Raw genomic sequence first — 18,701 nt, 5'->3', positions numbered from 1 at the left:
ACACGCCAATTCAGGCCAGACACTCATGCTTCTCAATATATGAGACGAGAGTCCATTCCTTGATCGAAATATTCAAGCAATTGGGCTTCACGGACCGGTCCGTGTCGTTGGCCTCCCGATCTGAGTCATAGACTTTGACCCATGAGTGAGGACACCCTGATCGCGACCGACAATAAGCCTGACATCAAGCCCCGCAGCCGGGTCGTCACCGACGGAATCCACGCCGCCCCCGCGCGCGGCATGTTCCGCGCGGTCGGCATGGGCGACGACGACTTCGCGAAGCCCCAGATCGGCGTTGCGAGCTCCTGGAACGAAATCACTCCCTGCAATCTTTCCCTGAACCGGCTGGCACAGGGCGCCAAGGAAGGCGTCCACGCCGGCGGTGGGTTCCCCATGCAGTTCGGCACCATCTCCGTCTCGGACGGTATCTCCATGGGCCACGAAGGTATGCACTTCTCCCTGGTTTCCCGCGAAGTCATCGCCGACTCGGTGGAGACCGTGATGCAGGCTGAGCGGATCGACGGCTCCGTGCTCCTGGCCGGCTGCGACAAGTCCCTCCCGGGCATGCTCATGGCAGCCGCACGCCTGGATCTTGCCAGCGTATTCCTGTACGCGGGCTCCATCATGCCCGGCTGGGTCAAGCTCGAGGACGGCTCCGAGAAAGAAGTCACCCTGATTGACGCCTTCGAAGCCGTGGGCGCCTGCGCCGCCGGCAAGATGAGCATGGAAGACCTTACCCGGATCGAAAAGGCCATCTGCCCGGGCGAAGGTGCCTGCGGAGGAATGTACACGGCCAACACTATGGCCTGCATCGGCGAGGCCCTGGGCATGTCCCTGCCCGGCTCGGCCGCACCGCCCTCGGCAGACCGCCGTCGTGACGAGTTTGCCCGCAAGTCCGGCGAAGCAGTCGTCAACCTGCTCCGCCTGGGCATCACCGCACGGGACATCATGACCAAGAAGGCGTTCGAGAACGCCATCGCGGTCACCATGGCCTTCGGCGGCTCCACCAACGCCGTCCTACACCTGCTGGCCATCGCACGTGAAGCCGAGGTCGAGCTCACCCTGGATGACTTCAACCGCATCGGAGATAAGATCCCGCACCTCGGCGATCTCAAGCCGTTTGGCCGCTACGTCATGACGGACGTGGACAAGATCGGCGGCGTGCCGGTCATCATGAAGGCACTGCTCGACGCCGGATTGCTGCACGGCGACTGCCTCACCGTGACAGGCAAGACCCTCGCCGAGAACCTTGCGTCCATCAACCCGCCGGACCTTGACGGCAAGATCCTGCGGGCCCTGGACAACCCGATCCACAAGACCGGTGGCATCACCATCCTGCACGGCTCCATGGCTCCTGAAGGTGCCGTCGTGAAGAGCGCCGGCTTTGACGCGGACGTCTTCGAAGGTACCGCCCGCGTGTTCGAGCGCGAGCAGGGCGCCCTCGATGCCCTGGACAAGGGTGAAATCCATGCAGGCGACGTCGTCGTGATCCGCTACGAAGGCCCCAAGGGCGGACCGGGCATGCGCGAAATGCTCGCCATCACCGGCGCCATCAAGGGCGCCGGGCTTGGCAAGGACGTCCTGCTCCTCACGGACGGCCGTTTCTCCGGCGGAACCACGGGCCTGTGCATCGGGCACGTTGCCCCGGAGGCTGTCGACGGCGGCCCTATCGCCTTCGTCAAGGACGGGGACCGCATCCGCGTTGACATTGCCGCGCGCAGCTTCGACCTGCTGGTCGACGAAGCGGAACTCGAAACCCGCAAGGTCGGCTGGGAGCCGCTGCCGGCCAAGTTCACCAAGGGTGTCCTCGCGAAGTACGCCAAGCTGGTGCACAGCGCCTCCACCGGGGCATACTGCGGGTAGCGCCTTGTTGCGCTGACCCGACCAGGCAGCGGCAACTGTCGTTTCGAGCGTTCGTAACGGCACGTGCTGCTGCCTGGTTGGGATGGCGTTCAATTTGTGGACAACGGTGTCCACATGGTGAGATCGCGTGGGGCCTCGTTGACACGTATCTTGCTGAGAGGGAAAACTGAACGCATGATCGCATTCGTTACCGCCGCTGCAGATGCAGTCGTCCTTACCAAGCGCGTGGCTCAATAGCCCGACTGGTAACGAACCGTCACGCGCAAACCCCTCGAAGAGCCGCCAGGCTGAGGGGTTTTTTTATTTCCCGCAGTTTCCACGAACAGATGATCCACAAGGAAGAGTCCGATGAGCAAAGGATCGCCGATCAGCCCCTCGCTGATGGCTACAAAGTCCGCTGGAGCCCCCAAGGCTCCGGAACGCGCCGACCGATCGGCTGATACTGCCGCCGTCGTCGCTGATCTTGCTGCTGTCTCTCCTGTCCTCGGGCCGAACACGGTTGTACCCCCAACAGTGATGACCGGCTCGCAAGCTATTGTCCGCTCGCTCGAAGAACTCGGCGTCGACGATATTTTTGGTTTGCCCGGTGGCGCGATCCTGCCTACCTATGACCCCTTGATGGCTTCCAGCATGAATCACGTGCTGGTCCGTCACGAACAGGGAGCCGGCCACGCCGCGCAAGGCTATGCCATGGTTACCGGCCGGGTTGGCGTCTGCATCGCCACCTCCGGCCCCGGTGCCACCAACCTCGTTACCGCCATCATGGATGCCCACATGGACTCCGTCCCGCTGGTGGCCATTACCGGCCAGGTGTCCAGCGGCGTGATCGGCACCGACGCGTTCCAGGAAGCGGACATTGTTGGCATCACCATGCCGATCACCAAGCACTCGTTCCTGGTGACGGACCCCAACGACATCCCGCACGTGATGGCCGAAGCCTTCCACCTGGCATCCACGGGCCGCCCCGGCCCGGTCCTGGTGGACATTGCCAAGGACGCCCAGCAGGGCGAGATGACCTTTTCCTGGCCGCCGAGGATCGACCTTCCCGGCTACCGTCCCGTGACCCGCGGGCACAACAAGCAGGTCCGTGAAGCAGCGAAGCTGATCGCGGCCGCCAGCAAGCCCGTGCTCTATGTGGGCGGCGGGGTGGTGAAGGCCCATGCCTCCGCGGAACTCCGGGAGTTGGCCGAGCTGACCGGCGCGCCGGTGGTCACCACCTTGATGGCGCGTGGCGTCTTCCCGGATTCGCACCCGCAGCACGTGGGCATGCCTGGCATGCACGGCACCGTTTCGGCCGTGACCGCGCTGCAGCAGTCGGACCTGCTCATTACCCTGGGCGCGCGGTTCGATGACCGCGTCACCGGGATCCTGAAGACCTTCGCACCCTATGCCAAGGTCATCCATGCTGACATCGATCCCGCCGAGATTTCCAAGAACCGCACCGCCGACGTGCCCATCGTGGGATCGGTCAAGGAAATCATTCCCGAGCTCACCGAGGCGGTCCGCTCGCAGTTTGAGGCTTCCGGCACACCGGACCTCACCACGTGGTGGGCTTTCCTGAACAACCTCAAGGAAACCTACCCGCTGGGTTGGACCGAGCCAGAGGACGGACTCAGCGCCCCGCAGCGCGTCATCGAGCGAATCGGTGCCCTGACCGGACCTGAGGGTATCTATGTCGCCGGCGTTGGACAGCACCAGATGTGGGCTGCCCAGTTCATCAAGTACGAGCGGCCCCACGCCTGGCTCAACTCCGGCGGTGCCGGCACCATGGGCTATGCCATACCGGCTGCCATGGGTGCCAAGGTGGGGGATCCGGACCGGGTGGTCTGGGCGATCGACGGCGACGGCTGTTTCCAGATGACCAACCAGGAACTCGCCACCTGCGCCATCAACAAGATTCCCATCAAGGTTGCCATTATCAACAACTCCTCGCTGGGCATGGTGCGCCAGTGGCAGACTCTCTTCTATGAAGGCCGCTACTCCAACACCGACCTGAACACGGGCCACGACACCGTCCGCATCCCGGACTTCGTGAAGCTGGCAGACGCCTACGGCTGCGCCTCGTTCCGCTGCGAACGCGACGAGGATATCGACGCAACCATCCAGAAGGCCCTCGAAATCAACGACCGCCCCGTGGTCATCGACTTTGTGGTGAGCCCCAACTCCATGGTGTGGCCAATGGTGCCCGCCGGCGTGAGCAACGACCAGATCCAGGTTGCCCGCAACATGACCCCGGAATGGGAAGAGGAGGACTGATCATGAGCCGCCACACACTGTCCGTTCTGGTCGAAGACAAGCCCGGTGTACTGACCCGCGTTGCGAGCCTTTTCGCGCGCCGTGCCTTTAACATCAACTCCCTCGCCGTCGGACCGACTGAGGTCCCGGGCATGTCCCGGATGACCGTCGTCGTCGACGCCGACGGTGACCTGATTGAACAGGTCACCAAGCAGCTCAACAAACTGGTCAACGTGATCAAGATCGTTGAGCTGACCTCCGAATCTTCCGTACAGCGAGACCACATCCTGGTCAAGGTACGTGCGGATGCCGCAACACGTCTGCAGGTGACCCAGGCTGCAGACCTGTTCCGCGCTTCAGTGGTTGACGTCTCCACAGACTCAGTAGTCATTGAAGCAACAGGCCACCCCGAAAAGCTCACGGCGCTGCTCTCAGTGCTCGAGCCCTTCGGCATCCGCGAAATTGTGCAGTCCGGCACCTTGGCCGTTGGACGGGGATCCCGCTCCATGAGTGACAGGGCTTTGCGTTCAGCCTGAGGCCCTGCCCCAGGAACCCAAATGCCCGTGCAGTACCGCAGCACCACAGACTATTTACCCCAGAGAATCCACTCATAAGGAGACACCCAAAGTGACTGAAATGTTCTACGACGACGACGCCGACCTGTCGATCATCCAGGGCCGCACCGTTGCCGTCATCGGTTACGGATCCCAGGGCCACGCCCATGCCCTGAGCCTGCGCGATTCCGGCGTTGACGTCCGCGTCGGCCTGAAGGAAGGCTCCAAGTCCCGCGCCAAGGCCGAGGCGGAGGGCCTGCGCGTCCTGAACGTTGCCGACGCCGTCGCCGAAGCGGACCTCATCATGGTCCTCACCCCGGACCAGGTCCAGCGCCACGTGTACGCCGAGGACATCGCCCCGAACCTGCAGGCCGGCGACGCTCTGTTCTTCGGCCACGGCTTCAACATCCGCTACGGCTACATCCAGCCGCCGGCCGACGTTGACGTCGCCCTGGTCGCTCCGAAGGGCCCGGGCCACATCGTGCGCCGCGAATTTGAAGCAGGCCGCGGCGTTCCCGACCTGATCGCCGTCGAGCAGGACGCTTCCGGCAAGGCCAAGGAGCTGGCACTGTCCTACGCCAAGGCAATCGGTGGCACCCGTGCAGGCGTCATCGAGACCACCTTCACCGAGGAGACCGAGACCGACCTCTTCGGTGAGCAGGCTGTCCTTTGCGGTGGCGCTTCACAGCTCATCCAGTACGGCTTCGAAACCCTCACCGAGGCCGGCTACAAGCCGGAGGTCGCCTACTTCGAGGTGCTGCACGAGCTCAAGCTCATCGTTGACCTGATGGTTGAAGGCGGCATCGCCAAGCAGCGCTGGAGCGTTTCCGACACCGCGGAGTACGGCGACTACGTCTCCGGCCCCCGCGTCATCACCCCTGAGGTGAAGGAAAACATGAAGGCTGTCCTCGCCGACATCCAGAACGGTGCTTTCGCCAAGCGCTTTATCGACGACCAGGACGCCGGCGCTCCTGAGTTTGCCGAACTGCGCAAGAAGGGTGAAGACCACCCGATCGAGGCCACCGGCCGTGAACTGCGCAAGCTGTTCTCCTGGATCAAGACGAACGACGACTACACCGAGGGCTCTGTAGCCCGCTAGGCCAATGCTTTTCGCATAGCCCAGGCACCGGAAATGGCCGGGTTCACACTTCACAATGTGGGCCCGGCCTTTCCATCGGCCTAGACTTGTTCCATCTCCCCGGACTGCAACGCAGAGGATCAGCCGTGTCAAAACCCGTAGTACTGCTCGCCGAAGAACTTTCGCCCGCCACAGTCGAGGCCCTCGGCCCGGACTTTGAAATCCGCCAGACCGACGGCGCCGACCGTTCCCAGCTGCTGTCTGCGATCGCCGACGTTGACGCTATCCTCGTCCGTTCGGCCACCCAGGTGGACGCTGAAGCCATCGCAGCCGCCAAGAACCTCAAAGTCATTGCCCGCGCCGGTGTGGGCCTGGACAATGTTGACATCAAGGCAGCCACCCAGGCCGGCGTCATGGTGGTTAACGCCCCGACGTCGAACATCGTCTCCGCAGCCGAGCTGACCGTGGGCCACATCCTCAGCCTGGCGCGCCACATCCCGCAGGCCAGCGCCGCCCTGAAGAACGGTGAATGGAAGCGCTCCAAATACACCGGAATTGAACTCTTCGAGAAGAAGATCGGCATCATCGGCCTGGGCCGCATCGGTGCGCTGGTGGCCGCGCGCCTCCAGGGATTCGACACAGAGATCCTCGCCTACGACCCCTACATTACGTCCGCCCGGGCCGCGCAGCTCGGCGTCAAGCTGGTCACCCTGGACGAACTGCTGAGCCAGTCCGACTTCGTCACGATCCACATGCCCAAGACGCCGGAAACCGTGGGCATGCTCGGCGCCGATGCCTTCACCAAGATGAAGTCGACCGCCTACGTGGTCAACGTCGCCCGGGGTGGCCTCGTCGACGAGGAAGCCCTCTACGCCGCCCTGCAGGACCGCCAGATCGCCGGGGCCGCCGTGGACGTCTTCGTCAAGGAGCCCAGCACAGACCTGCCCTTCTTTGCCCTGGATAACGTCGTGGTGACCCCGCACCTGGGTGCCTCCACGGACGAGGCGCAGGAGAAGGCAGGCGTCTCCGTCGCCAAGTCGGTGCGCCTGGCGCTGGCTGGCGAGTTGGTCCCCGACGCCGTCAACGTCGCGGGCGGCGTGATCGCCCCCGACGTCCGGCCGGGCATCCCGCTGATCGAGAAGCTGGGACGCATCTTCACCGCCCTGACGCACGCGTCCCTGACCCAGATCGACGTCGAAGTGGCCGGGGAGATCGCTGCCCTCGACGTCAAGGTCCTGGAGCTTGCCGCCCTGAAGGGCATTTTCGCCGATGTGGTCACCGAGCAGGTCTCCTACGTCAACGCCCCCGTCATCGCTGAGCAGCGCGGTATCAACACCCGCCTGATCACGACGCCGGAAGCTGAGGACTACAGGAACGTCCTGACCATCCGGGGTGCTTTGAGCGACGGCTCCCAGATCTCCGTGGCCGGCACGCTGACGGGTCCCAAGCAAGTGGAGAAGCTCGTTGGCCTCAACGGCTATGACGTCGAGATCCCCATCAGTGAGCACCTGGTGGTGGTGGCCTACGCCGACCGTCCGGGCGTGATCGGCACCATCGGGCACATCCTGGGCATGAACAACATCAATATTGCGGGCATGCAGGTGGCCCGCCAGGCCGAGGGCGGGCAGGTGCTGGCGCTGCTGACCATCGACAGCTCCGTTCCCCAGCAGGTCCTGGATGCCATCAAGGCCGGCATCGGCGCAGAGATGGTCCGTGAAGTGGACCTCGAGGACTAGCAATCCGCACTACCGTGAATTACGCGTGGCTGTGTCTTAACGTCGGCCACGTATGATTGGCCGGTCTGCTTACAATGGCTTGGTCCTGATTCAGGACATGGCCGGCAGGCCGGCCAATACTTTTTGCACATCCGACTTTCAGCCCACCCGCTGTAAGCCTCTATGTCCGCCGCCCGCGGGCCGTGGTGTGCGCACGCTATCAAGGTTTCAGGGAGCCCAATGAACGCCGTCCAGAGGTTCATCAGAAGCAAAGTGCTGCTGCTGACCGCGGCCATCTTGATCGCAGCCATGTGCTTGTCGGTCCTCGTCCAGGGCCAGTCGCAGGCCGCGCTCGACCGGACAGTGGATCAGAATTCACGCGGGCTGTATGACGTTCTGGTGCAGACCAAGGCGGGTTCCGGGGCGCTCATGCAGCCGGAGATTGCGAACGGCAGCGGCGGGATCAGCTTTGACCAGCTGGACGCCATCCGGAAGCTTTCCGGGACCTCGGTGGCGGCTCCGATCAGCCTGGTGTCGCGGGTGACACAGGACCTGGAAGCGCCGCGGCTCGATGCCATGGACTACCTCGGCTACAACTCCGGGCTGGCAGGCACGGCGACGGCCGACCAGGCGGCTGGCGCAACGGACCCCAGTAAGTGGCCGGCAGCCGAGTCGGTCCTGAGTGATACGCCGAAGAAGTACCGCCTCACGGCCAGCGCCGTCGGCTCGGACGGCGTATCAGAGCAGACCCTGTTCAAATCCACCGCTGAAGGCAGCCTTGGCAAGGCCAAGCTCGTTGAGGAGAAAGTCGCCGGCGGAAGCAGTATCCGCATTGCCGCCCCGGCCGGCGAGACGGGTATTAAGTTTCCCGCACCTGCGGGCGGGTCCGAACACAATCTCTTCAACCTGTCGGTGTCCCTGCCCTTGTCGCCCGAGGTGACGGAGTCCGTCGTCGCCGTCGACCCGGTATCGGAGCGGGCGTTGCTCGGCTCTGCGGGCGACTTCCTCGCGCCGCTGGAAAAGGCACCGCCCGCTGATGCCCGGAACGCCGGTGCCATCGGCCGTCACTTTGAAAGCCTGTTCACCAACGGCATCAGCATGGAGGAACTGAAGGACGGACCCGACTTCCTGGGCGTCAAGCTCAAATACTGGGCACCCCTGATGACCCAGTACCAGCAGGTCAAACGTGACGGGCAGCTGACCGCAGACTCCCAGGCCATTCCACTGATTGTGCGTTCCGGCACGTCCTTGGACCTGAAGTACAACGTCAAGATCGAGGAGATCGACGGGTCGGGCAAGGTTGTCAAGGAGGTCGGCACGGCCAGCCGCTCACTTGGCAAGGACTACCTGCCGTTTGTGTCCAAGGACCCCTTCGCGCTGTCCTGGCCGGGATCCACCGACCATTCCGGCCTGCTCGGCAGCGCAGGAAACTTTAACCAGGGCCTCTACACCCCGGCCACGTGGAGTACTGACTTCGCGGCTGCGCCGAAATACAAGGACGGCAACACCGCCGGCAACGGCGCCGTCGAAAAGTCCGCGGTCCCCGGAGACTGGGTCACCGTCAACCGGCTGCCGGATAAAGGCGCCAATGGTGCGCCGGTGGACCGGACGCAGCGCGAGCCCGTGGACGAACGGTCCTACCGGGACAACCTTGCCACGGGGGAGAAGCTCGCCGCGCCCCTCGCGATGGTCTACGGGACCTTTGACCCGGACGCCGTAGAAAAGGCCGCCGGAGACGTCAACAGGCTGCCCCTGGGCGGCTACGACCCCACTCCGCTGAGCCTGACTAAGGACGCCGACGGCAAAGCCGTTGCTGCCACGGAACTGAAGCCCTCGCTGAGCGCCACGGGACTAGCGAGCCAGTCGGCCGGCGCCATCACTGACTTCTACGGCCTGGCGGCCGCCCGCGGATACAAGGACAACGCCTCGGTCATCGACGCCGTGCGTGTCCGGGCCAAGGCTCCGGGCAGCTGGAAACAGGCGCAGCCGGATGTTGAGAAGCTCGCCGGCGAGATCCGTGCGATGGGCCTGGAAGCCACCGTTGTGGCCGGTTCCGCCCGCGAGGACGTCAGCATTTTTGTCCCCGGATACTCCAAGGACGACGCCGGCAAGGAATCCCCGCTGGGCACCGTCCAGCAGTCCTGGGTCAGGCAGAACGCCGCAGACGCAGTCTCCGGCTCGCTCACCGGCACCAACGTCACCCTTCTTTTCCTGACGCTCTGTGGCGCAGCTCTGCTGACCGGGGCGTCCACCGTCAGCTACATCCGGAAACGCAAGCGGGAGGCCGGGACCCTCCGCGCGATGGGGTGGACCCAGCGGCGGATCCGGAACTGGGTGCTTGAGGAATTTGGTGTGGGTGCTGCGCTGCTCGCCGCGGCCGGGATAGTCCTCAGCCTGCTGAGCTGGAGCTTGACCACTGCCATTGTGTCGGCGTCGGTCCTTGTCCTGTATGCCGCCGCTGCCTTCTTCGCCGCCCAACAGTTGCGCCACCGGGACGAGGTGGACCAGGAACCGCAGCACGATGAGCGGCTGATCCCGGTTGATTCACCACTGACGTTCGCCAACCGGCAGCTCAGCACGAATAAGTTCAACACCCTGTCGCTTGCAGTGGCCGTAGGTGTGTTCGGAGCAGCGGTTGGTGGGTTGATTGCGCTGCTGATCGACATTCCCCGAGCCGCCGGCGCCAGCGCGCTGAGCGGGCTGGCAGCAGCCAGCGTCGCGCTGCCCAGCATCGTTCTCGCCCTTGCAGGGGTCGCCGTGGGCCTTGTGCTCACCCTGGTCACCGGCCGCTTCGAACTCAACGCCAAACGGCAGTACCTTGGCATCCTTGAGGCCATGGGCTGGAATCCGGACATGCTCCGCCAGGTGCGTTTCTTCGAGAACGCGCTCGTGGGGACCGTGGCCCTGCCGTTGGGTGTCCTGGGCGCCCTCGGCATAGGACTGCTCCTCGCCCCGTATGCCGCGTTGTGGGCCGGAGTCGCCGGCCTTGTGGCTGTACTTTGCTGGATACCGATTGCAACGAAAGTGGTCCAATGACAAACGAGACGAATGTTCAACGGAGCCGCCGGTCCGACTCCGGCGACGGCCCTCTCCAGACCCGCGCCAACACCATCGTCAAGTCCGAGGACCACGGGACACCGCTGGAACTGAGCGACATCACCATCCGCTATGGCGGCGGCAAGGGCGGAGCCGAAGCCGTCAGCGTGGTGGAAGGCTTCAACCTGGCCCTGCACGCGGGTGAGATGCACTGCGTGGCGGGCCGCAGCGGTTCCGGCAAGACCAGCATCCTGACGGTCGGAGCGGGACTGACACTGCCGACGTCGGGCCGTGTCTTCTGGGAAGGCGCCTCGCTCGAAAGCATGGGCGATGACGAGATCGCGGACCGCCGCCGCGCGCTGATTGGATATGTCGACCAGGGCGGGGCCCTGATCGACGGCATGAGTGCCCTCGAGAACGTGCTCCTGCCGGCGGTGCCGGACGGCGAAGTGGACCAGCGCCGCGACATGGCCAAGGACCTGTTGGACCTCGTGGGCCTGGGCCGGCGGATGCGCCACCGTCCCGCCCAGCTTTCCGGCGGTGAGCGCCAGCGTGTGGCGATCGCCCGCGCCCTGATCCTGGGGACCCGCGTCCTGGTGGTGGACGAACCCACCGCGAGCCTTGACCGGGCCTCAGCCAACCGCATCATCAGCATCCTCAAGGACACCACCTCGGACGGAATCGCAGTGCTGGTCGCTTCACATGACCACGAACTGGTCCGCCTGAGCGATACGCTGACTGAACTGATCTAGCCCTTCCCTCCGCACCAAAGGTACCGTCCGCTCGTGACTGCTTCAGAGAAAACGCCGTTCTACATCACCACGGCCATCACCTACCCCAACGGCGTGCCGCACATCGGCCATGCCTACGAGTACATTGCCACCGACGCCATGGCGCGCTTCAAGCGGCTGGACGGTTATGACGTGATGTTCCTGACCGGCACAGATGAGCACGGCATGAAGATCGCACAGGCGGCTGAAAAGGAAGGCATCAGCCCCAAGGAGCTCGTGGACCGCAACGCCGAGGTCTATAAGGCCGCTCATTCCGCCCTGGGGATCACCTACGACCGGTTCATCCGGACGACGGACGCGGATCACTATGTGGCCTCCCAGGCGATCTGGAAGAAGATGGAAGCCAACGGCGATATCTACCTTTCAAAGTACGAGGGCTGGTATTCCGTCAGGGACGAGGCCTTCTACGTCGAGGACGACACCGTGGTCAAGGACGACGGCGTGCGCTACTCGAAGGAGACAGACACCGAGGTCACCTGGACGGCAGAGGAGAGCTACTTCTTCAGGCTGTCCGCCTACCAGGACCGGCTGCTTGCACTCTACGAGGCACAGCCGGAGTTCGGCGCTCCGCAGTCCCGGTTCAACGAGGTCATCAGCTTCGTCAAGCGCGGGCTGGAGGACCTGTCCATCAGCCGCACCACCTTCGACTGGGGTGTCCCGGTCCCCGGCAACGACAAGCACGTGATGTACGTCTGGGTTGACGCCCTGACCAACTACCTCACGGGAGTGGGTTACCCGGACGTCGATTCGGATGCGTTCCGGAAGTTTTGGCCAGCCGACGTGCACGTGATCGGCAAGGACATTTCCCGCTTCCATGCCATCTACTGGCCCGCGTTCCTGATGAGTGCCGGGCTGGAACTGCCCAAGCGGGTGATGATCCACGGCTTCCTGCACAACAACGGTGTGAAGATGTCCAAGTCCCTGGGCAACGTGGTTGCGCCGGCAGACTTCGTTTCCCAGTACGGCCTGGACCAGGTGCGTTTCTTCTTCCTCCGCGAGGTCCCGTTCGGCGCTGACGGCAGCTACAACCACGAGGCCATCGTGGGCCGGGCCAACTCGGACCTGGCCAACAATTTCGGAAACCTCGCCCAGCGTTCGCTGTCGATGGTGGCCAAGAACTGCGAAGGCCTTGTCCCCGTTCCGGGCGCGTTCTCGGCTGAAGACTCCGCGATCCTGGCTCAGGCCAACAGGCTCCTGGAGGCCGCCAGAGCTGCCTTCGAAAAGCAGGAATTCAGCCGTGCCCTCGAAGCGATTTGGGGCGTGCTGGGGGACACGAACGCCTACTTCGCCGAGCAAGCGCCCTGGGTGCTGCGGAAGACCGACGTCGAACGCATGAACACTGTCCTGTACGTGACCCTGGAAGTGCTGCGGATCGTTGCCATCCTCGCCCAGCCGGTCATGCCCACCGCCACGGCGGCGCTGCTGGAAACCCTTGGCCAGCCTGAGGGCGAAGCCCGCGCGTTTGCCGCTATTCCGACGCCGATCGCCGCGGGAACGCCGCTGCCTGCGCCGGCACCGGTGTTCCCCAAGTACGAGGAACCGGCCGAGGCCTAGAGTACGCTCCGGCCGGGGCTACTTGCCCCGGCCCGGAACGAGTAGCTGACGGGTCGAAACAAGCAGTGTCCGTCCGCGAAAGCGAGTACTGAGTACTGGAGACGAGCAAGTATCGCGGTATATAGCCTTGTTTCGTAAGCGAAACGGATCCTTGCCGCATTAAGTGTCACGGGCCTCGCAATCCTGGGTGCCTCAGCAACGGCTATGGCATCGCCAGCGGAATCACCGGGCGACGCTGAAATGATCACCATCTGCCACGCCACGGGCTCAACCACCAACCCCTATGTGCAGATAACCTTGAACGTCAGCGGTCTTTCTGGCCATGCGAATTCCAACCACCAGCTTGAGGAAGACATCATCCCGAAGAATGGCGGCGACGTCATTCCTGAGGGCAGCAACCTGGACAAGGTCGACATATGGAACGCCGGCTGCGTGGCGCCGGGTGAGGAGCCGAACGGCAATGGCGGTGACAAGATCACCATCTGCCACGCCACCGGGTCCACCACCAACCCGTTTGTGGTCATCACCATTGACTTGAACGGCCTCAACGGTCACGCCAATGCCAACCACCAGCTCAGTGAGGACATCATTCCGCCGAACAGCGGAACCGTCGTGCCGGGCGGCCAGAACTGGACGGTCGAAGGGCAGGCCACGTTCAACAACGGGTGTGTCCCCACAGAGGTACCACCAGTCGTACCGCCTGTCGTACCGCCAGTCGTACCGCCTGTCGTCCCGCCAGTCGTACCGCCTGTCGTACCGCCAGTGGTGCCGCCGGGAGTGGTGCCGGGTGCCGGTAATCCAAGCGGGGCGGTTGTCGGAGCACCGGCGGGTGCAGGTGCCGTGGCTGCCATCAACGAGGGATTCAATGTCCAGACTGCCGTGAAAGGGTCATCTGACGTTGCTCTTGCCCCCTGGGCGGGAGGCTTGGCTGCCATGTTGGTCGCAGCAGCGGGAGTAGCTGCCCGCAAGACGCTGCCGGGCAACGGCGGGGTGTCCCGCCGTCGGAAGGATTGACACCGGGAACTGACGCCCGCAAGGGCGCTGCATGAGACTCCGGCAGGCGCCGTGGCCGCAAGGGCACGGCGCCTGCCGGAGTCCAGGTACGTTTCGGCACAACAGGCGGGGGCACCGTGGGCATTGACCACTCACCGGAATCAACGGCATCAACTGCAGCACCGGATGAGACCGCCCGCGTGCCGCAAGCCCGGCAGGGGAGGATCTTCACTGCCAGGAGCATCGCGTTCGTGGTGTTTTGCGGCATCCTGGGCTATCTGGCCTTGGCCCTTTTTCCACTGCTGGCCGGACCGGACAGCTCCCCGCGGCCGGCCACCGAGGTTGCGGTGCAGCCGATGTCCCCCGCACCAGCCCCGTCCACACCAATTCCCACGCCGTCGGAGACCGCCAGCGTCCAGGGTCCGCCCGGGCCGCCGGCGGCTCCACCCCAGAGACTTGTGTACCCCGCGGCCGGGATCGACGTAGTGGTCCATCCCCTGGAGCCCAGTGGCGACGACCGGGCGACCCAAACCATCGTTCCGCCCCCCACGATGGACGGCTACTGGCTGGCCCCCTACGGAATGCCGGGGGAAGGCTCGGTCAATACCACGTACGTGGCCGGCCACAGCTGGCAGGACCAGGAGGCACCGTTCAATAGGCTGAGCACCAAGGCGGCGGCCGGTGACCGGCTCACTGTTACCACCGCCATCGGGGAAGTGGCCTACCGGGTGGACTCGGTCACCACCTACGTAAAGTCAGGCCTGAAGGACAGCCCCATCTGGCAGGTGGTGCCTAACAGGCTGGTCCTGATCTCCTGCTACACGGACGACCTTTGGGGGACCAACGTGGTGGTGGTGGCCTCGCCGGAAGCACCCGCCCCGGCGTCTCAATAGTTGAGACGGATTGTCCGGCATGCGGATCCCCTTAATATTCTTGGATCATGAGCGCATCCACTATTAACCTTGCTGTCATTCCCGGTGACGGCATTGGCCCAGAGGTCATCGCCGAGGCACTGAAAGTCCTCGAAAAGGCAGTCGCAGCTGAAGGCGTCGTCCTCGAGCAGACCCACTACAAGCTCGGTGCCGAGCACTGGCTCGCCACCGGGGAGACCCTGCCTGACCACGTCCTGGCTGACCTGCGCACTCGCGATGCCATCCTGTTCGGTGCGGTCGGTGCCGCCCCCGGTGACACCCGGATCCCGTCGGGGATCATCGAGCGGGAGATGCTGCTCAAGCTCCGCTTCAGCCTGGACCACTACGTCAACCTGCGGCCGTCCCGGCTCTTCGGAACCGTGGGAAGTCCACTGGCCAACCCCGGCACCATCGATTTCATCGTTGTCCGCGAGGGGACCGAAGGCCCCTACGTGGGCAACGGTGGCACGTTGCGTGCCGGAACTCCCCACGAAGTGGCCACCGAAGTCTCGCTCAACACAGCCCACGGCGTGGAGCGGGTGGTCCGTGACGCCTTCCGACGCGCCAGCGGCCGGGAGCGCAAGCACGTCACCCTGGTGCACAAGCACAATGTCCTGGTGTTCGCGGGCCACTTGTGGAAGCGGACCGTCGAGGCCGTGGCACAGGAATTCCCTGAGGTCACCCACGACTACCTGCACGTGGATGCGGCCACTATCTTCATGGTCACTGACCCGTCCCGCTTCGATGTCATTGTCACAGACAACCTCTTCGGGGACATTCTGACGGACCTCGCCGCAGCCATCACCGGCGGCATCGGCTTGGCCGCCTCGGGCAACATCAATATGGACCGCACCGCGCCGTCCATGTTCGAACCCGTGCACGGCTCGGCTCCGGATATCGCCGGGCAGCAGAAGGCCGATCCCACGGCCGCCATTCTCTCGGCAGCGCTCCTGCTGGACCACCTCGGGTACACCGAGGCGGCACGGAAGATCGAAGCCGCCGTGATTGCCGACGTCGAAAACCGCGACGGCGGCACCCGCAGTACCAGCGCGGTCGGCGATGCCATTGCGGCGGCGCTGTAGGCCCTGCTCCAAGAGCCCGGAGCTGAGGGCCCGGCTCGGAGGGCTCTGCCAACCGGCGTAAGCTAGTTTCGAATCACCAAATGCCGCCTCCTGGTTCAAGGTTGAACCACTTCACGGGCGGCCGATCGTGGAGGAACCATGACTCAGACTGCCCATGGCGTCGAATTCAACCAGCAGCTCTCGGCAACCCCGAAGTCAGCTGAAGAGCGTGCAGCCATCCTGGCCAACCCGGGATTCGGCGATTACTTCACCGACCACACTGCCATCGTCGACTACAGCGTGGACGCTAACGGTGAAGGCGGATGGCACAACCCCCGCGTCGAGGCGTACGGTCCGATTTCCCTGGATCCGTCAGCGGCGGTGTTCCACTACGGCCAGGAGATTTTCGAAGGCCTCAAGGCGTACCGGCACGCAGATGGCTCCATCTGGACCTTCCGCCCGGAAGCCAACGCAGCCCGCCTGAATAAATCCGCCCGCAGGCTTGCCCTTCCGGAACTTCCTGCGGAGTACTTCCTTGGCGCCATCCGCGAGCTTGTCACGGCGGACAAGGAATGGGTTCCCTCCGGCGACGGCGAAGCCCTCTATCTTCGCCCGTTCATGATCGCCACGGAGGCCTTCCTGGGCGTCCGGGCGGCACGCGAGGTTTCGTTCCGGGTGATCGCGTCCCCCGCCGGCAACTACTTCGGCAAGGAACTCAAACCGGTCTCCATCTGGATCTCTCGGGAGTATGCCCGCGCCGGAAGGGGCGGCACGGGTGACGCCAAGTGCGGCGGTAACTACGCTGCCTCCCTCATCGCGCAGCAGGAGGCGGAGGCACACGGCTGCAAGCAGGTTCTTTTCCTGGACCAGTTCAACGACAACGCGGTCGAAGAGCTTGGCGGCATGAACGTGTTTTTCGTCATGAAGGACGGATCCCTCGTGACCCCGGCTCTGACCGGAACCATCCTGGAAGGCATTACCCGCATGTCCGTGGTCCAGGTGGCTAAGGATATGGGCCGTCAAGTGACCGAGCGCAAGATCACGCTGGATGAGTGGCGCGACGGTGTTGCATCCGGCGAGATCGCCGAGGTCTTCGCCTGCGGGACTGCGGCGGTGATCACGCCCATCGGCTTGCTGAAGGACGCCACCGAGTTCATCGGATCCGAGGACGCCACGGCAGGGGAAACCACCATGGCCATCCGCGAGAAGCTCCTGGGCATCCAGACCGGCACCGTTCCGGACACCCACGGCTGGCTGACCCGGCTGGCCTAGTTTCGGTCATCAGGCTCCAAGAATTACGACGGCGGTTGCCGGCACTGTTTAAACGTAAACACTGTGCCGGGCAGCCGCCGTCGTTCGTATGGCGGAGGGCGCTCCGGGCATCAGCGCCGGGCGGCCTTCCGGGCAGCGTTTTTGAGCGCCTTACGGGACACAGGCTTCAGGGCCTTCCGGGCAGCTTCGTCGGCCAGGGTGCGGTTTCGCCGGGCATCAATGACATCGTTCCAGAGCGCTGTGGCGAACGCTCCACCATCCTGGGCATACACGTCGTAGGGATAGTCGGCAAAGACGGACGACGGCGTCGTGCCGGTGGGCAGGTCCTTTCCCGTTGCTTTGGCAACGGCGTCGCCCACTGCCCAGGTCCGGGTCAGGTGTTTCGTAAGGTTCTGCTGGACAAAAATGTTGGCATCACTGGACGCAGCGGCGCGGTTCAGGAGCGCGTCGAGGTCAGCGGTTAGGAATCTTGACGCCCCTGCTTCCACGGGTCGTGCACCTGATCTGAAGTCCTCGACGAAAGTATCTACCTCCTCGCTCCAATCGGACGTCTCGCGGAACTTTTTCCACGTGGGGAACCAGACGATGCTGCCCGTCGCGTGGTTATGGATGTGCTGGAGTCCGCTGCTCTTCTCCGTTGCGGCGTGGTCGTGGCCGCCGGCATCAGCCTCGGCGAGCAGATCTGCAAGGGTGGTTGTGGTGCTCATGGTGTCTGGTTCCGGCTTCCTGGTGGAGATCGTATGTCTTCACTGGTGGTCAACCGTGCCCGCAGGCTCTTCTATTCCGGCAGCGTGATCGGGGGCAATGCGGCGGCCGATGCAAAGATAGGACGGTGACTACAGCTTCCGGCCCTGTCCCGCAGCCCAGCTCAGCCCTGACGAAGTTCATCCTGGCGCCCAATCCCGGCCCCATGTCCCTGGATGGGACCAATTCCTACCTGATCGGGCAGCCGGAATCGCCCGACGTCGTTGTAGTGGATCCCGGACCGCAGGCTGAAGGTCACCTGCGTGCTTTGGCCAACTACGCACACATAGTGCTGATCCTGGTTACGCACCGGCATGCTGACCACACCGCGGGTTCGCGCCGCCTGCACGAGTTGACGGCTGCCCCGGTCAGGGCTGCTGACCCGGCGCATTGCCATGCAGGGTCCCCGCTGGCAGACGGCGAGGTCATCCGGGCAGCCGGGGTGGATATCTCCGTTCTGGCCACTCCTGGCCACACCTCAGATTCTGTATGCTTCCATCTGCCTGGAGACGGCCCGCACGGTTCCGTACTGACTGGCGACACCATCCTGGGCCGCGGCACCACGATGCTGGATTTCCCGGACGGGAAGCTTGGGGACTACCTGGCCTCATTGGACAAGCTGGAGAACCTGGGGCCGGCGACCGTCCTGCCCGCCCATGGTCCGGTCCTGCCTTCCCTTGACGCCGTCACCCGCGCCTACCGTGACCACCGGCAGGAGAGGCTCGCACAGATTAGGGAAGCACTTGAGCGACTGGGCCGAAGCGCCGGGGTGCCGGAGGTCACCGACGCTGTGTATGCCGACGTCGGACCTTCCGTGAGGCGCGCGGCTGAAACATCGGTGGCTGCCCAGCTTGACTACCTGCGGGGACAGCCCGGGCGCAACTGACCCTTCCC

General features: G+C 64.2%; 14 protein-coding genes. 13 read left to right on the top strand and 1 reads right to left on the bottom strand.

The window, feature by feature from the left end; genetic code table 11:
• Positions 1-141 precede the first annotated feature (141 nt).
• The 12 genes from ilvD to J7E83_RS06045 all read left to right on the top strand — a co-directional run bounded on the left by ilvD (position 142) and on the right by J7E83_RS06045 (position 17,063).
• Positions 142-1,863, top strand: coding sequence for a dihydroxy-acid dehydratase (ilvD, locus tag J7E83_RS06100; RefSeq protein WP_214959994.1), 1,722 nt, complete (start codon positions 142-144; stop codon positions 1,861-1,863).
• Positions 1,864-2,211: 348 nt separating this feature from the next.
• Positions 2,212-4,119, top strand: coding sequence for an acetolactate synthase large subunit (locus tag J7E83_RS06095; protein WP_214959993.1), 1,908 nt, complete (start codon positions 2,212-2,214; stop codon positions 4,117-4,119).
• A gap of 2 nt (positions 4,120-4,121) precedes the next feature.
• Positions 4,122-4,634 (top strand): acetolactate synthase small subunit, encoded by a 513-nt coding sequence (ilvN, locus tag J7E83_RS06090; RefSeq protein WP_055796055.1) that lies wholly within the window; start codon positions 4,122-4,124, stop codon positions 4,632-4,634.
• Between the two features lie 91 nt (positions 4,635-4,725).
• The gene (ilvC, locus tag J7E83_RS06085) at positions 4,726-5,751 is read left to right on the top strand and encodes a ketol-acid reductoisomerase (protein ID WP_214959991.1); all 1,026 of its coding nucleotides are present in this window, start codon (positions 4,726-4,728) and stop codon (positions 5,749-5,751) included.
• Positions 5,752-5,876: 125 nt separating this feature from the next.
• The gene (gene serA, locus J7E83_RS06080; protein ID WP_214959989.1) at positions 5,877-7,466 is read left to right on the top strand and encodes a phosphoglycerate dehydrogenase; all 1,590 of its coding nucleotides are present in this window, start codon (positions 5,877-5,879) and stop codon (positions 7,464-7,466) included.
• Positions 7,467-7,685: 219 nt separating this feature from the next.
• Complete coding sequence (locus J7E83_RS06075) at positions 7,686-10,481, top strand: ABC transporter permease (RefSeq protein ID WP_214959988.1); 2,796 nt, start codon at positions 7,686-7,688, stop codon at positions 10,479-10,481.
• Positions 10,478-11,233, top strand: coding sequence for an ABC transporter ATP-binding protein (locus J7E83_RS06070; RefSeq protein ID WP_214959986.1), 756 nt, complete (start codon positions 10,478-10,480; stop codon positions 11,231-11,233). Before J7E83_RS06075 ends, J7E83_RS06070 begins: the two co-directional genes overlap by 4 nt.
• 33 nt (positions 11,234-11,266) lie before the next feature.
• Positions 11,267-12,826, top strand: a complete 1,560-nt coding sequence (gene metG, locus J7E83_RS06065) for a methionine--tRNA ligase (protein WP_214959983.1) — start codon at positions 11,267-11,269, stop codon at positions 12,824-12,826.
• Between the two features lie 204 nt (positions 12,827-13,030).
• Positions 13,031-13,840: a hypothetical protein gene (locus tag J7E83_RS06060; protein WP_251043466.1), complete on the top strand. Its 810-nt coding sequence runs from the start codon at positions 13,031-13,033 to the stop codon at positions 13,838-13,840.
• Between the two features lie 116 nt (positions 13,841-13,956).
• Complete coding sequence (locus J7E83_RS06055; protein WP_311379587.1) at positions 13,957-14,712, top strand: class F sortase; 756 nt, start codon at positions 13,957-13,959, stop codon at positions 14,710-14,712.
• A 47-nt stretch (positions 14,713-14,759) separates the two neighbouring features.
• Positions 14,760-15,812, top strand: a complete 1,053-nt coding sequence (locus J7E83_RS06050; RefSeq protein WP_214959981.1) for a 3-isopropylmalate dehydrogenase — start codon at positions 14,760-14,762, stop codon at positions 15,810-15,812.
• A gap of 138 nt (positions 15,813-15,950) precedes the next feature.
• The gene (locus tag J7E83_RS06045; RefSeq protein ID WP_214959980.1) at positions 15,951-17,063 is read left to right on the top strand and encodes a branched-chain amino acid aminotransferase; all 1,113 of its coding nucleotides are present in this window, start codon (positions 15,951-15,953) and stop codon (positions 17,061-17,063) included.
• A 110-nt stretch (positions 17,064-17,173) separates the two neighbouring features.
• Here the strand turns inward: J7E83_RS06045 and J7E83_RS06040 are convergent, their stop codons facing one another.
• Positions 17,174-17,770, bottom strand: coding sequence for a hypothetical protein (locus J7E83_RS06040; RefSeq protein ID WP_214959977.1), 597 nt, complete (start codon positions 17,768-17,770; stop codon positions 17,174-17,176).
• A gap of 125 nt (positions 17,771-17,895) precedes the next feature.
• On the opposite strand from J7E83_RS06040, the gene J7E83_RS06035 reads away from it, so the two are divergent.
• A complete protein-coding gene (locus tag J7E83_RS06035) occupies positions 17,896-18,693 on the top strand; it encodes an MBL fold metallo-hydrolase (protein ID WP_311379586.1) in 798 nt (265 codons plus the stop codon).
• Positions 18,694-18,701: the final 8 nt, after the last annotated feature.

Source organism: Arthrobacter sp. ISL-48, assembly GCF_018613805.1.
Classification (GTDB): domain Bacteria; phylum Actinomycetota; class Actinomycetes; order Actinomycetales; family Micrococcaceae; genus Arthrobacter.
The sequence above is the reverse complement of the archived record's forward strand: the minus strand, read 5'-3'. Positions and strand labels throughout refer to the sequence as shown.